Below are 13,465 nucleotides of genomic sequence, written 5' to 3' on the forward strand. Positions count from 1 at the left end.
TGCCCCTTATAGTCCCCCGCTCCCTCAGTGCAAGTTACGCGAAAGCAGCAAGCTCCCGCCATGACGATCCGCACCCGCAAGTTCCTCGGCGCCATCCTGCTCCTGGTGCTGGCCACCGTCTGGGCCCTGCTCGGGATGGCGGCCGCGCAGATGCCGTGGATCGCCGAGTCCGGCTGGCGGCAGGCGATCTACTATGTCGTGGTCGGCATGGGCTGGGTGCTGCCCGCGATGCCGATCGTGAGCTGGATGCAGCGGCCCGACCGCGTCAAGTCCACGCGTTAAGTCTGGCCCATCGCGCTGCCCGTCGGTTTCACCGGCGCAAAGGCGACACCCGATGCCAGCACGCGCATCATCCGCAGCGAACGCACTCGTCCGTCCCAGGAAATCCGCGGCAGCGCGCGCAGATTGGTGCGCCCCTCTGCGTCCACGATGCCCGGGATCGTCGACACTGCGCTGGCAAATCCGGCCTCCTCCGCCATCACGACGTGGCTGCGCCGAAACGAAGAGCGATCGCCGAACGGGAAAGCGAAATGCCTGATCTCGCGGCTGAAAGCCGCTTCCGCGACGGCCTTGCCCATCGTCATCTCGCGCAGCGCGGCGGCATCTTTCATGTTGGCGAGAACGGGATAGTCGACGGTCGCGCTGCCGATCGTCACGAGCGGATCGGCGGCCAGCTGCGCCAGGTCCTCCCAATCCATCGACGCCTCGCGCGAGACCGCAGCAAGGTCGATCCTGTAGCGCGTGCAGAGATCGGCGATCGCAGCCGACAGCTCCGCGGGCGGCAACGAGCGCAGCCAGCTCTCGAGATACGAAAACAGCGCCCGCTTCTCGGCATTGTCGGGGACGGTGAAACGCTGCTCCCTGTCGCCCATCATCAGGCTGATCCGGCTCTCGCGCGCGATCACCTGTTCGAGACCGAGCCACCAGGCTTCGCCGACGCCGTCGGGAAATGCGGTGGGGACATAGATCGTGAAAGCCACGGCATGGCGCGTCAGCACCGGATAGGCGAAGTTGATGAGATCCTTGGGCGCACCATCGAAGGTCAGCGCCACGAAACGACGCTTCTCCGGCAGCGTCACGGCGCGCCGGCAGACCTCGTCCATGCCGAGAAAATCGTACCTCCACCGCTTCAGCGCGCGAATCGCGCGATCAAGAAATTGCGGCGTGATCTCGTTCGCGCGCAACGGCTGAAATCCGCGCCGCCGCGGCCGCACATGCGCAAAGCGCAGGATGACGCCGGCACCGCGACTGTGCAGCATGGCCCGGCCAGTGAACCAGGCCAGTTCGAGGCGCAGCCGTTCCAGCCATCTGTCGTTGGCTGCCAAATTCCCACCCTTCGCGCTCGCCGGCCCCTGTTCCCTCTCCCATCGTCATTACCCTTTGTTGACCTTTGTTTGCAAAGGTCGGCCACAGGCCGAAATACGTATTTTCGATTTCTCGACAGGTTTCGCGAATGACCATGGCTGCGGCGATGCAAAGCCGGACGGCAGAAGCGCCAGCGCGGTCGAAAGCGAGCCGTATCGCGCAGGTCGATATCGTTACCGATCTCGCCGAGGCCGAGGCGATCTGGCGTGCCTTCGAGGCGAACGGCCATCTCTTCACGCCCTACCAACGCTTCGACCTGCTCAGCCCGTGGCAACGCCTGGTCGGCGCCCATGAAGGCGCTCGGCCGTTCATCGTGATTGCCCGCGACGCCGAGCGCCGCCCGCTGCTGCTGCTGCCGCTCTCGCAACGCCAAAGCCACGGCGTGCGCACGGCCTGCTTCATGGGCGGCAAGCATACGACCTTCAACATGGGCCTGTGGAACGCCGAGTTCGCGGCGCAGGCCGGCATCACCGATCTCGACGCACTGCTTGCGCCGCTGCGAGAGCATCTCGACGTGCTCGTGCTGACGCAGCAGCCGCAGCGCTGGCACGACCAGCAGAACCCGTTTGCACTACTGCCGCGACAGAGCGCGATCAACGGCTGTCCGCGGCTGGTGATGGAGCCTGGCGGCCCGCCGGCATCGCGGATCAGCAATTCGCTCCGTCGCCGCCTCAAGAGCAAGGAAAAGAAGCTTCAGTCACTCGCCGGCTATCGCTATCACCTGGCCACGTCCGACGCGGACATCACCCGCCTGCTCGACTGGTTCTTCCGCGTCAAGCCGGTGCGGATGGCGGAACAGAAGCTCCCGAATGTCTTCGCCGAGCCCGGCGTCGAACAGTTCGTCCGCAGCGCCTGCCTTGCGCCGCGCGATGGAGGCCGCGTCATCGACATCCATGCGCTGGAATGCGACGAGGAGGTGATCGCGATCTTCGCCGGCGTCGCCGACGGCGAGCGCTTCTCGATGATGTTCAACACCTACACGATGTCCGAGCACGCCCACTACAGCCCGGGCCTGATCCTGATGCGCTACATCATCGATCGCTGTGCCGAATACGGCTACCGCTCGCTCGACCTCGGCATCGGCTCGGACGAGTACAAGCGAATGTTCTGCAAGGACGACGAGGACATTTTCGACAGCTTCGTGCCCCTGACCTCCCGCGGCAAGCTCGCGGCGATGGCGATGTCCTCGCTCAGCCACGGCAAGCGGCTGGTGAAGCAGAACCAGATGCTGTTCGATATGGCCCGACGGCTGCGGCAGGCGTTCGGATAAAGAACTCGCGAGCTGGCTTCCCTTCTCCCCTTGCGGGAGAAGGGCGCGCGAAGCGCCGGATGAGGGGTATCTCTCCGCGAACACAGATATCGTAGGGTGGGCAAAGCGAAGCGTGCCCACCACGTCTGTCGAAAACCGCTGGAATGGGGTGGGCACGGCGCAAGTGCGCCTTTGCCCACCCTACGATTCCAGACTCGTGGAAAGATACCCCTCACCCGTCTCGCCGCTACGCGGCGAGACACCCTCTCCCGCAAGGGGAGAGGGAAAGAAAAACTACGCCGCCACGACGCGCGGCGCTTCCATCGCATTTGACGGCTGCACCGGCTTGCTCAGCATCGTCACCTCGCTGAAGCCGACCTCCCTCAGCTGCTCGCACATCAGCGTGCGGGCATCAGCGGCCATCGACGCGTCGGGCACCACGACGGCGCGGGCATGCGCCGTCAGCAGTTCGGCCGGAAGATCGGAGGCGCTGCCGGCATCGACCAGCACGTGGTCGTAGGCGCGCAGCAGCGCGTCGATCGCGAGCGCCACGCGCGGCGATTGCAACAGGCTGCGGTCGAAGCCGGGGCGGCCGGCCATGACCAGATGCAGCCGCGAGAGCTTGTCGCGGGTGATGATCTGGGCGAACGAGGCTTCGCCCTGCATCAGCTCGGCGAGGCCCGGCGCCGACGCATCGACGGAGACCGCGGCAATCGTCGGCGAGGCTGCGGCGAGATCGACGACGACGACGCGGGCATCGCGCGCCAGGTGCCGGGCGAGCGTCAACGTCGACAGCGTGATGGCTTCGCCGGGCGCCGTGCCGAGCACCGTGACCTTTTTCGCCGCCGCGCCCGCGGCACGCAGGCGGTCGGCGAGGTGCTCGATCTCGGCGAACTCCGCCACACCGGCATCGGCCGTGATCTCCGGCTGAAGCGGCGCCGGCTCTTCCGTGACGGGTTCGACGACCGGCTCCACCACCAATTCTCGCCGAGCCACCGCCGGCTCCCGCCGAACCGCCGCCGGCGTGAACACGGCGGCCGCGCGCGGCGCAGTCTGACGCAAGAGCTCACCGGTGACGACGACACCGGACGACAGCAGCAGCGTCGCGATGGTCGCGATCAGCACGATCGGCAGCTTCTTCGGATAGGCCGGCGTATTCGAGACCATGGCGCGCGAGATGATGCGGCCGTCCGTCGGCGCGGTATCGATGGTTTCGCGGGTATTGGCTTCGCGATACTTGGCCAGATAGGTCTCGAGCAGGTCGCGCTGCGCCTTGGCTTCGCGCTCCAGGGCGCGGAGCTGGACATCCTGACCGTTGGTCGAGGCCGCCTGCTTCTTGAGCTGCTCGAGGCTCACGGTCAGGCCATCGACCCGGCCGCTGGCGATCCGGGCGTCGTTTTCGAGCGAGCGCGAGATCTTGGCCGCTTCGTCGCGGATTTGATTGTCGAGATCGCCAAGCTGCGCCTTCAGCTCCTTGATCCGCGGATGATTGCCGAGCAGCGTGGATGACTGTTCGGCGAGCTGAGCGCGCAGGGTCACCCTCTGCTCCGACAGCCGGCGCATTAATTCGGAATTCACGACCTCGGATGCCTCGATCGGCTTGCCGGTCTGGAGCATCTCCTTGATCAGCCGGGCCTTGGATTCCGCATCCGCCTTCATCGAGCGCGCATTGTTGAGCTGGGTGTTCACCTCGCCCATCTGCTGGTTCGACAGCGTGGTGTTGTTGGTCCCGACGAACAGGCTCGACTTGGAACGGAAGTCCTCGACCCTCGCCTCGGCCTCCGAGACCTTCTTGCGCAGGCTCTCGATCTCGCCGGCCAGCCATTGGCTGGCGTTCTTGGCCTGCTCCTGGCGCACGCCCTGCTGGAGCACGAGATAGCCGTCGGCGATCGAATTGGCGACGCGGGCGGCGAGCTCGGGATCGGCGGACTGGAATTCGATCACGATCACGCGCGACTTGTCGACCGCGTAGGCCTGGAGGCGTTCGTAATAGGCGTCGAGCACGCGCTCTTCCGGCGTCATCGAGAACGGATCGCGGGCGATACCGATGAGCGCGGCAAGCGACTTCAGAGGCGAGACGCCTTGCAGCACCGGGTCGAATTCGGGGCGTTCCGCGAGCTTGTTCTTCTTGATGATCTCCCGCGCGAGATCGCGCGACAACACCAGCTGCACCTGGCTGGTGACGGCCTCGGCGTCGAGCGCCTGCCGCTCCTCGGTGCGGTCGCTGTTCGGGCGCAGGAACACGTTCTCGCGGCCATCGATCAGGATGCGGGCTTCAGACTTGTAGCGCGGCGTGACGAGATTGACGACAGCGAGGGACGCAACGAGCGCCAGCACCGTTGGCACGATGATCCAGCTGCGCTTGCGCGCCAATGCCGCTCCAAGCGCGCGCAGATCGATGTCGCCGGATTCGACTTGTGCCTGCTTCGCGGCGACGGGCGCAGGGCCCGCTTCAACCTCGGCTTCGATCTTGGGCTCGACCTTGGCCTCGACCTTGGGCGCAGGCTTGGGTCTGGACTTCGAGACTGCCCGCTCGATCACCGCCTTGGCCTTGCTGTCACGCCAGAACGCTAAACGCATCGAACACTCCCGCAGGGCAACGCTGCGACTCTACCTCAACCGGGGCGATTACACTCCATTAAGGTTGCCGCTGGGTTAATCGCGACGGCCGCGGCCGGCCCACGCGCGTTCGTCACCGTTTGTTAACCACGAGGACCCTTAATCCCTCACGATTATTTCGCGTGAATTGTTCGGCAGTCGCCGTCGAGCTGGTTTCGATCATGTCCTCCTCTCCCGACCGGCCACTTCGCATCCTGCACGCCGTGCGTGCTCCGGTCGGGGGCATCTTCCGCCACATCCTCGACGTCGCCAACGGCCAGGTCGACCGCGGCCATCATGTCGGCATTCTCGCCGACAGCCTCACCGGAGGGGAGCGCGCCGACAAGGCGCTCGCCGAGCTCGCGCCTCGGCTGAAGCTCGGCGTGCACCGGCTCGCGATCCGCCGCGAGCCGTCGCCCGACGATGTCCTGGTATGGCTTCGCATGCGGCGCCTGATCGCCACGCTCAAGCCCGACGTGATGCACGGCCACGGCGCCAAGGCCGGCGCCTTCATCCGCATGCGGCGGCGCTCCGACGACACCATCCGCATCTACACCCCGCATGGCGGTTCGCTGCACTATCCCCTCAACACCTTCAAGGGCGAGTTCTACGCACGGCTCGAGCGCGCGCTGATGGATTCGACCGACCTGTTCCTGTTCGAGAGCGCATTTGCCCGCGACACCTATCAACGCATCGTCGGCACGCCCAAGGGCGTGGTACGCTGCGTCTTCAATGGTGTCACTCCCGAGGAGTTCGAGCCTGTCGTAACGGCCGACGATGCCACCGACCTCGCTTATGTCGGCGAGTTCAGGCACATCAAGGGCGCGGATCTGCTGGTCGATGCCGTGGCGCAGCTGCATGCGGGCGGCAGGAAGGTCACGCTGACGCTCGGCGGCGACGGCGAGGAAACGGCGGCGTTGAAAGCGCAGGTCGAGAGGCTGGGCCTCTCCGACGCCATCCGCTTCATCGGCCACGTCAAGCCGCGCTACGGCTTCTCCAAGGGGCGGCTGCTGGTCGTTCCCTCTCGCGGCGATTCCATGCCTTACGTGGTGATCGAGGCGGGTGCCGCCGGTATTCCGATGATCGCGTCACGCATCGGCGGCATTCCCGAGATCTTCGGCTCCGACAGCCCCGCTTTGTTCGCACCGAGCAATCCCGAGGCCATGGCGGAGGCGATCGCCGCGGCGCTGGACGATCCGCAAACGACCGCACAGCGCGCGACGTCCTTGCGCGAGCGCATCTCGGCACATTTCTCGCAAGCCGCCATGGTCGAGGGCGTGCTCGCCGGCTATCGCGACGCATTTGCCAATCATTAACCATCCTTAAGCTCGCTTTAGAAAATCTTCCGATTTGTTCGATAATCGAGGCGCCAGGGGATGCCTGCCCAGGGCGCGCAAGACCGTGCCGCGGGCTTTGGAATGGACGTGGACACCCGTGGAACCGCTCAACGCACGCTCGATGCTCGATGCCGCGACCAGTGCCGCGGCAAAACCTGCTGACCAGCCCTTCGTGGAGCGCCGTCGCCGGCTCTCGCCTGCCGCGCTCGACGTGGTCAACCAGAAGGTCGCCCGCGCCTATTCGCCGGTCGTGATCGCCGGTTTCGTCCGTCTGGCCGATTTCGTGCTGCTGAGCCTCGTCGGCATTGCGCTCTATGTCGGCTATGTCATGCCGCTCTCCGGCGCCTTCAGCTGGATCTATCCCGCCGAGGTCGTCGCCGTCGCGGGCGCCGCCGTGGTCTGCTTCCAGGCCGCCGACATCTACCAGGTGCAGCTGTTCCGTGGTCAGCTCCGGCAGATGACGCGGATGATCTCGTCCTGGTCCTTCGTCTTCCTGCTGTTCATCGGCATCTCCTTTTTCGCCAAGTACGGCAGCGAAATCTCGCGGCTGTGGCTTGCCGCCTTCTACTTCCTCGGACTCGCCGCGCTGATTGCCGAGCGTCTGGTGCTGCGCGCGCTGGTGCGCGGCTGGGCGCGCCAGGGCCGGCTCGACCGCCGGACCATCATCGTCGGCTCCGACAGCAACGGCGAGCAGCTGGTCGAGGCGTTGAAGGCGCAGGAAGACTCCGACATCCACGTGCTCGGCGTGTTCGACGACCGCAACGACAGCCGCGCGCTCGACGCCTGCGCCGGCGCGCGCAAGCTCGGCAAGGTCGACGACATCGTCGAGTTCGCCCGCCGCACCCGCGTCGACCTCGTGCTGTTCGCGCTGCCGATCTCGGCGGAAACGCGGATCCTCGAGATGCTGAAGAAGCTCTGGGTGCTGCCGGTCGACATTCGCCTGTCCGCGCACACCAACAAGCTGCGCTTCCGTCCCCGCTCCTATTCCTATCTCGGCGAGGTGCCGACGCTGGACGTGTTCGAGGCGCCGATCACCGACTGGGATCTGGTGATGAAGTGGCTGTTCGACCGCGTCGTGGGCAGCCTCGCGCTGCTCGCAGCGCTGCCGGTGATGGGACTGGTGGCGCTGGCAGTGAAGCTCGACAGCCCCGGCCCGGTGCTGTTCCGCCAGAAGCGTTTCGGCTTCAACAACGAGCGCATCGACGTCTACAAATTCCGCTCGATGTACCACCATCAGGCCGACCCGACCGCATCGAAGGTCGTGACCAAGAACGATTCGCGCGTCACCCGCGTCGGCCGCTTCATCCGCAAGACCAGCCTCGACGAGCTGCCGCAGCTCTTCAACGTGGTGTTTTCAGGCAATCTCTCGCTGGTCGGCCCGCGGCCGCATGCGGTGCAGGGCAAGCTCCAGAGCCGTCTGTTCGACGAAGCCGTCGACGGCTATTTCGCCCGTCACCGCGTCAAGCCGGGCATTACCGGCTGGGCCCAGATCAACGGCTGGCGCGGCGAGATCGACAACGAAGAGAAGATCCAGAAGCGCGTCGAGTTCGACCTCTATTACATCGAGAACTGGTCGGTCCTGTTCGACCTCTACATCCTCCTGAAGACGCCGATCTCGCTGCTGACCAAGAACGAGAACGCGTATTGAGTTTCCGTCATGCCCCGGCTTGACCGGGGCATCCAGTACCCCGCAGCGCCAGCCGTTTTCCGCAAGGGGCGCCGCAGAGTACTGGATCGCCCGGTCAAGCCGGGCGATGACGGCGTGTTTTGTGGCGTAAGAGTTGCGTGAGCGTATGAGCGTGCGATGACGTATGCGGCGACAGCCGGGGAGATGAATGCAGCGGTCCGTGCTGCGCCCGGCGTGCTGGCGCTGCAGCGCGCGCTGGTGTGGCTGGTCGGCGCCTCCGGCGCGATCGTCTTCATCGAGCCGAGCCCCTACGAGATCGCGACGCTGCTCGCCACCGTCACCTTCTTTGCCACCGGCCTGCGCCTGCGGCTCGCGCTGATGCCGCTTGTGCTGATGCTGGTCCTGCTCAATGTCGGCTATACGATCAGCGCGATCCCGCTGTTCGATAAGCCTGAGGTGGCGAGCTGGATCGCGACCTCCTGGTACATGGCGGTGACCGTGGTGTTCTTCGCGATGGTCACGTCCGAGGACACCGCGGCGCGGCTCGACATGCTCCGCCGCGGGCTCGTGGTCGGCGCCATGGTCGCCTCGCTGCTGGCGGTCGCCGGCTATTTCCACCTGGTGCCGGGCGGCAACGACCTGCTCACGCTCTACGGCCGCGCGCGCGGCACCTTCAAGGACCCGAACGTGCTCGGCGCCTTCCTGATCCTGCCGGCCCTGTTCGCGCTCCAGAGCGTCGTCTCCGACAAGTTCGGCAAGGCGTTCCGCAACGTCTTCGCCTTCGGCATCATGTCGCTGGCGATCCTGCTCGCCTTCTCCCGCGCCGCCTGGGGCGGACTGGTGCTGACCTCCGCCTTCATGCTGGCGCTGATGGTGCTGACCAGCCGCACCAACGCACAGCGTTCGCGCATCATCGTCATGGCGATCGTCGCCGCGGTGCTGGGCCTCGCGCTGATCGCGGTGCTGCTGTCGTTCGATTCTACCGCCGAGATGTTCAAGCAGCGCGCGAGCTTCGATCAGAGCTATGACGAAGGCCGCTTCGGCCGGTTCGGCCGGCACATCCTCGGCGCGGAGATGGCGCTCGACCTGCCGTTCGGCATCGGCCCCCTGCAATTCCACCGCTACTTCCCCGAGGACACCCACAACTCCTACCTGAACGCCTTCATGTCCGGCGGCTGGCTTTCCGGCGTGTGCTATCCCGCGCTGGTCTTCACCACCGTCATCATGGGCTTCAGGCACATCTTCGTGCGTGTGCCCTGGCAGCGCGCCTATCTCGCGGTCTTCTCCGCCTTCCTCGGCACCGTCGGCGAAAACTTCGTGATCGACACCGATCACTGGCGGCACTTCTGGATGATGCTGGGCGCGATGTGGGGCATGATCGCGGCCGCGCAGGCCTACAAGATCAGGGCTGGCGAGGACGCTTCTTCAGCTTGAGATCGGGCCGCTTTTCCGGCGGCGTGTCGAGCAGGCCCTTCAGGGCCTCTGTCGCCGCGAGCGTCCCCTTGTATGCTTCATTGGAGAAGCGAAGCAGCAGCCGCAATTCCTCGTCGGAATAGCCGTTGCAGACTTTCTCCATCGCCTGCTGCATCGGCACGTAGTACTGGCCAAGGCCGGCGATCGCCTCCGGCACGACCGCGATGAAGACCTTGCGACGATCCTTCTCGTCGCGCTCGCGACGCACCAGGCCGGCCTTTTCGAGCCGGTCGACAACACCGGTGATGGCACCGGTGGTCAGGCCGGTGACCTCGGCAAGCCGCCCTGCCGTTACGCGGCCTTCGAGATACAGGATGTCCATGCATTCGAGATCGGAATTGGCAATTCCGGCAACGTTCGCAACGGTCTGTCCGTAGAGCACACCCTGTGCGGAAGACCTGCGCATGGCGTCCTCGAGCTCCTGCAACAGCGCAGCGCGCGCCTTCGCCCTTGACAAGGTCGACCTCTTCTCTTACTCGATATATATCTTAGTCACTAAGAGATTTAGTGACCGTAATTTCTCCTAGCACCACGGAAACGTCGCGAGCAAGCCATGTCGCACCGTCCCCGCAAGGCCCTGATCATCGGCGCCGGCATCGCCGGGCCCGTCGTCGCGATCCTGCTGCGCCGCGCCGGCATCGAGTCCGCGATCTACGAGGCCTGGCCTTATTCGAAAGGCATCGGCGGCGGCCTTCAGATCGCGCCGAACGGCATGCATGTCCTGGAGGAGATCGGGCTTGCGAACGAATTGATCAGCCGCGGCTCGGTCGCGGAAGCCTTCGACTTCTATTCGCAGGACGGCGAGAAGCTCGGCTCGATCAACCGCGACATGGCCCGGCGCTTCGGCCAGCCGGCCGTCAACATCTCACGCGCCGCGCTGAACGAGATCCTGATCGACAAGGCCTGGTGCGCCTGCGTCTCGCTTTATTTCGAGAAGCGCCTGATCAAGATCGAGGATCGCGGAGACCAGCCGATCATCGCTTACTTTTCCGACGGCACCACCGTCGAAGGCGACTTCCTGATCGGCGCCGACGGCGTGCACTCGGTTGTACGCCGCCAGGTGGCTCCGGACGGGCCGCAGCCGTTCAACACCGGACTGATCGGCTTCGGCGGCTTCGTCCCGCACGCCGTGCTCGACGGCAGGCCGATCGGCCCTCGCGTCGAGACCACGTTCGGACAAAGCGGCTTCTTCGGCTACGGCTATTGCAGCCCCGATCCGAACGACGGCGTGATGTGGTGGAGCACGCAGCCGGCGCACGGCATGGACGCGGCGATGTTTCGCGCGCTCGACCACGCCGCGCTGAAGCAGCATCTGCGCGGCTTCCACCGCGGCTGGCACGATCCGATCCCCGCCATCATCGAGGCAGCCGAAAACATCGTCGTCACCGACACGCTCGACCTCGCAACCCTGCCGACCTGGTCGCGCAAGCGTTCGCTGCTGATTGGCGATGCCGCACACGCGACCAGTCCCCATGCCGGCCAGGGCGCCTCGCTGGCGCTCGAAGATGCGATGCGCCTTGCGCGGCTGATGCAGGAGGGCCAGGAGCTCGGCGCCACCTTCCAGGCCTTCGAGGCCGAGCGGCGCCCGCGCACCGAGAAGATCGTCGCGATGGCGCGTCGCAACGGCAACAGCAAGCGCGAGTTCAGCGCCACCGGCGCGTGGATGCGCAATCAGATGATGAAATGGCTGCTGCCGCTCGGCGCCAAGGGCATGGACTTCATGTACGCGTATGACGCGCGGGCGGTGTGACAGAGACGGTGCCATAGGGTCGCAGCGTGCCCACCACTGAGAGATGGTGGGCACGGCGCATTGCGCCTTTGCCCACCCTACGAGAGCCGACCTAGCTCTCCACCCTGAACGTCAGCCCCGCATTGTCCTGCAGCCGCTTGATCAGCTTGTGCTGCATCGCTGCGCCCGGCGTCCAGAAGCCGCCCGGAACATCCGTCGCATCACGCAGCAGGCAGATCGCGCATTCGGAGATCATCTTGGAGGTCGAGCCATAGCCGGGATCGCGGTCGCCGGTGACACCGGCGCGAACCTGGCGTCCGTCCGGTGCGATCGCGACATAGAGCAGATCGAACAAGCCGTTCTCGCGCTCCTCCTTCGACGGCCCTTCGCCCGGCTTCGGCGCGTTAGGACCGGTCTTCTCGGCGTTGACCGCCATCACGCGCTTGGCGTTGGCCTCGCCCTTCTCGCCGGGACCGGTCAGGACCATCTCGTCGTAGACGAAGTCCTTGCCGTAGGGAAAGCCCATCAGCATGTTGGAGCGATGGACGTTGCGGGTGTTGATCAGCGCCATCATGAACGGCGCGGCCCAGGATTGCAGATCCTCCTCGTAGGCCGCCCGGTTGCCTTTGGGCTGCTTCGGGCCGGTGAAATCAGGCGTCAGCGCAAAATGGTCGTTGAGAATGGCGACGAGGCTGAGGTCCTTGGCGACGGCATCGAAGGTCGCCTTCGCACTCGCCGCGGTGCCGCCTGACAGCGTGCCGCGCATGTCGCGCACACGGCCCTTCACGCGCGCGGCCGGCGCACCGAACACGCGCCTGGCCTCTTCCTGCACGAAGAACGTGCCGAGCTCGAACGGCACGGAGTCGTAGCCGCAGGAGAACACGATGCGCGCGCCGCTCGCCTTGGCCGCCGCCTCGTACTTGTCGATCATCTGCCGCATCCAGACCGGCTCGCCGCAGAGATCGAAATAATCCGCGCCCGCAGCGACGCAGGCAGCTAACAGGTCCTCGCCATAGAACTGATACGGCCCCACCGTCGTGATCACCGACCTCGTCTGAGCGACCATCGCCTTCAGCGACGCCGCATCCGACGCATCCGCGACGATCAGCGGCGTATCCGCGGGCGCACCGATCGCGTCGCGCACCGATTTCAGCTTGTCGAGGCTGCGGCCCGCCATCGCCCATTTCAGGGACTTGTCGTCCTCGTAGTGCGCCGTCAGATATTCGGCGACGAGCTGGCCGGTGAAGCCGGTCGCGCCGTAGACGACGATGTCGAATTTCGCAGAGCTCATGGTCGGCCTTTACTTCTTCGCGTAGCTCACGCCCATGCCGGCACGGACGTCGCTTTGAATGCCATAGGGCGGAATCGGATAGCGCAGGCCGTTCCTGGCCAGCGCCTTCATGCCTTCGACTGCCTTGGCGAGATGCGACGGCTTCAAGGCCATCAGCATCTCCTCGTCCGGCACGCCGCCATAGCGCCGTTCGGCATAGCATGGCAAGGACAGGCTGGGCTCCCCGGTCTTGAGCGCCCGCCCCCAGGAATCGGCGCAAGCGGTCTCGCCGACCACGCCCCATTCGAACTTCTTGTAGCCGGTATATTGCAGCCCGTTGATCAGGATGATCATCTGCCCTGGCGTCGCATAGACCAGGCAGATGTCGGGCGGATCGAGCCGGCCGCTCGCCAGCGGGCTGACGGCGAGCGCCTGATATTGCCCGAACGGAACCACGTCGAGCGCCTCCTGACGCTTGCGCGCGTCTTCCGCCGTGCCATGCCAGACCCCGACATAGTTTTCGCCGGCGAGCCATTTCTCGTCCTGCGGCGCAAGGCCGATCACCGCGCGGCATTGCGCGCCGACGAGGTCGTCGGCGGTGATGCCGACGGTCCAGCCGAGGCGCGCGGCCATGCTGACGATTTGATCGGTGGTGTGAATTGCGTTCGGACGCCGGATCTTCGGGATCGCCTCCATCTCCGCGGCCGTTGCGAACAACTTCATGCCGATCACCGTCGTCTTCAGCCGCAGCAGGCTGTTGAGGTCGGCGACGAGGCCGGCAAGATCGATCCTCTCTGCGCTCTGCTCCTGCATGGCG

At 65.5% G+C, this 13,465-nt stretch carries 11 protein-coding genes; 6 read left to right on the forward strand and 5 right to left on the reverse strand.

Features of this window, described 5'->3' with window-relative positions:
- Positions 1–60 precede the first annotated feature (60 nt).
- Positions 61–282, forward strand: a complete 222-nt coding sequence (locus ABIF91_RS40890; protein ID WP_028178822.1) for a DUF2842 domain-containing protein — start codon at positions 61–63, stop codon at positions 280–282.
- On the opposite strand, the gene ABIF91_RS40895 is transcribed toward ABIF91_RS40890, so the two are convergent.
- Positions 279–1,325, reverse strand: coding sequence for a polysaccharide deacetylase family protein (locus tag ABIF91_RS40895; protein WP_028178821.1), 1,047 nt, complete (start codon positions 1,323–1,325; stop codon positions 279–281). The two genes, ABIF91_RS40890 and ABIF91_RS40895, sit on opposite strands and share 4 nt — an antisense overlap.
- Positions 1,326–1,453: 128 nt before the next feature.
- Here ABIF91_RS40895 and ABIF91_RS40900 point away from each other — a divergent pair, with 128 nt between their 5' ends.
- Positions 1,454–2,635 carry a GNAT family N-acetyltransferase gene (locus tag ABIF91_RS40900; protein WP_028178820.1) on the forward strand — a complete coding sequence of 394 codons (1,182 nt, stop codon included), beginning with the start codon at positions 1,454–1,456 and terminating at the stop codon, positions 2,633–2,635.
- 273 nt (positions 2,636–2,908) lie between these two features.
- On the opposite strand, the gene ABIF91_RS40905 is transcribed toward ABIF91_RS40900, so the two are convergent.
- Positions 2,909–5,194 (reverse strand): GumC family protein, encoded by a 2,286-nt coding sequence (locus tag ABIF91_RS40905; RefSeq protein WP_028178819.1) that lies wholly within the window; start codon positions 5,192–5,194, stop codon positions 2,909–2,911.
- A gap of 200 nt (positions 5,195–5,394) precedes the next feature.
- Between ABIF91_RS40905 and ABIF91_RS40910 the strand changes: the two genes are divergently transcribed.
- From ABIF91_RS40910 to ABIF91_RS40920, 3 genes are all read left to right on the forward strand, one after another.
- Positions 5,395–6,528, forward strand: a complete 1,134-nt coding sequence (locus ABIF91_RS40910) for a glycosyltransferase family 4 protein (RefSeq protein ID WP_028178818.1) — start codon at positions 5,395–5,397, stop codon at positions 6,526–6,528.
- A 118-nt stretch (positions 6,529–6,646) separates the two neighbouring features.
- Entirely contained in the window at positions 6,647–8,197 is a 1,551-nt protein-coding gene (locus tag ABIF91_RS40915) for an undecaprenyl-phosphate glucose phosphotransferase (protein ID WP_028178817.1), read from the forward strand.
- Positions 8,198–8,353: 156 nt separating this feature from the next.
- Entirely contained in the window at positions 8,354–9,610 is a 1,257-nt protein-coding gene (locus ABIF91_RS40920; protein ID WP_028178816.1) for an O-antigen ligase family protein, read from the forward strand.
- On the opposite strand, the gene ABIF91_RS40925 is transcribed toward ABIF91_RS40920, so the two are convergent.
- Positions 9,579–10,055: a MarR family winged helix-turn-helix transcriptional regulator gene (locus tag ABIF91_RS40925; RefSeq protein WP_050995134.1), complete on the reverse strand. Its 477-nt coding sequence runs from the start codon at positions 10,053–10,055 to the stop codon at positions 9,579–9,581. The two genes, ABIF91_RS40920 and ABIF91_RS40925, sit on opposite strands and share 32 nt — an antisense overlap.
- A gap of 147 nt (positions 10,056–10,202) precedes the next feature.
- Here ABIF91_RS40925 and ABIF91_RS40930 point away from each other — a divergent pair, with 147 nt between their 5' ends.
- The gene (locus ABIF91_RS40930; protein ID WP_028178814.1) at positions 10,203–11,399 is read left to right on the forward strand and encodes an FAD-dependent monooxygenase; all 1,197 of its coding nucleotides are present in this window, start codon (positions 10,203–10,205) and stop codon (positions 11,397–11,399) included.
- A 91-nt stretch (positions 11,400–11,490) separates the two neighbouring features.
- Here the strand turns inward: ABIF91_RS40930 and ABIF91_RS40935 are convergent, their stop codons facing one another.
- Together ABIF91_RS40935 and ABIF91_RS40940 are read right to left on the reverse strand one after the other, a co-directional pair.
- Positions 11,491–12,669 carry a saccharopine dehydrogenase family protein gene (locus ABIF91_RS40935; RefSeq protein WP_028178813.1) on the reverse strand — a complete coding sequence of 393 codons (1,179 nt, stop codon included), beginning with the start codon at positions 12,667–12,669 and terminating at the stop codon, positions 11,491–11,493.
- Positions 12,670–12,678: 9 nt separating this feature from the next.
- Complete coding sequence (locus ABIF91_RS40940; RefSeq protein WP_028178812.1) at positions 12,679–13,461, reverse strand: DUF169 domain-containing protein; 783 nt, start codon at positions 13,459–13,461, stop codon at positions 12,679–12,681.
- Between the last annotated feature and the right edge of the window lie 4 nt (positions 13,462–13,465).

Source organism: Bradyrhizobium sp. USDA 241 (assembly GCF_049739505.1).
Taxonomy (GTDB): domain Bacteria; phylum Pseudomonadota; class Alphaproteobacteria; order Rhizobiales; family Xanthobacteraceae; genus Bradyrhizobium; species Bradyrhizobium liaoningense.

What these genes read in the sequence shown, in the direction of transcription:
- ABIF91_RS40890 (WP_028178822.1), top strand. Translation starts at nt 61, where the DNA reads ATGACGATCCGCACCCGCAAGTTCCTCGGCGCCATCCTGCTCCTGGTG.
- ABIF91_RS40900 (WP_028178820.1), top strand. Translation starts at nt 1,454, where the DNA reads ATGACCATGGCTGCGGCGATGCAAAGCCGGACGGCAGAAGCGCCAGCG.
- ABIF91_RS40905 (WP_028178819.1), bottom strand. Translation starts at nt 5,194, where the DNA reads ATGCGTTTAGCGTTCTGGCGTGACAGCAAGGCCAAGGCGGTGATCGAG.
- ABIF91_RS40910 (WP_028178818.1), top strand. Translation starts at nt 5,395, where the DNA reads ATGTCCTCCTCTCCCGACCGGCCACTTCGCATCCTGCACGCCGTGCGT.
- ABIF91_RS40920 (WP_028178816.1), top strand. Translation starts at nt 8,354, where the DNA reads ATGACGTATGCGGCGACAGCCGGGGAGATGAATGCAGCGGTCCGTGCT.
- ABIF91_RS40925 (WP_050995134.1), bottom strand. Translation starts at nt 10,055, where the DNA reads ATGCGCAGGTCTTCCGCACAGGGTGTGCTCTACGGACAGACCGTTGCG.
- ABIF91_RS40930 (WP_028178814.1), top strand. Translation starts at nt 10,203, where the DNA reads ATGTCGCACCGTCCCCGCAAGGCCCTGATCATCGGCGCCGGCATCGCC.
- ABIF91_RS40935 (WP_028178813.1), bottom strand. Translation starts at nt 12,669, where the DNA reads ATGAGCTCTGCGAAATTCGACATCGTCGTCTACGGCGCGACCGGCTTC.
- ABIF91_RS40940 (WP_028178812.1), bottom strand. Translation starts at nt 13,461, where the DNA reads ATGCAGGAGCAGAGCGCAGAGAGGATCGATCTTGCCGGCCTCGTCGCC.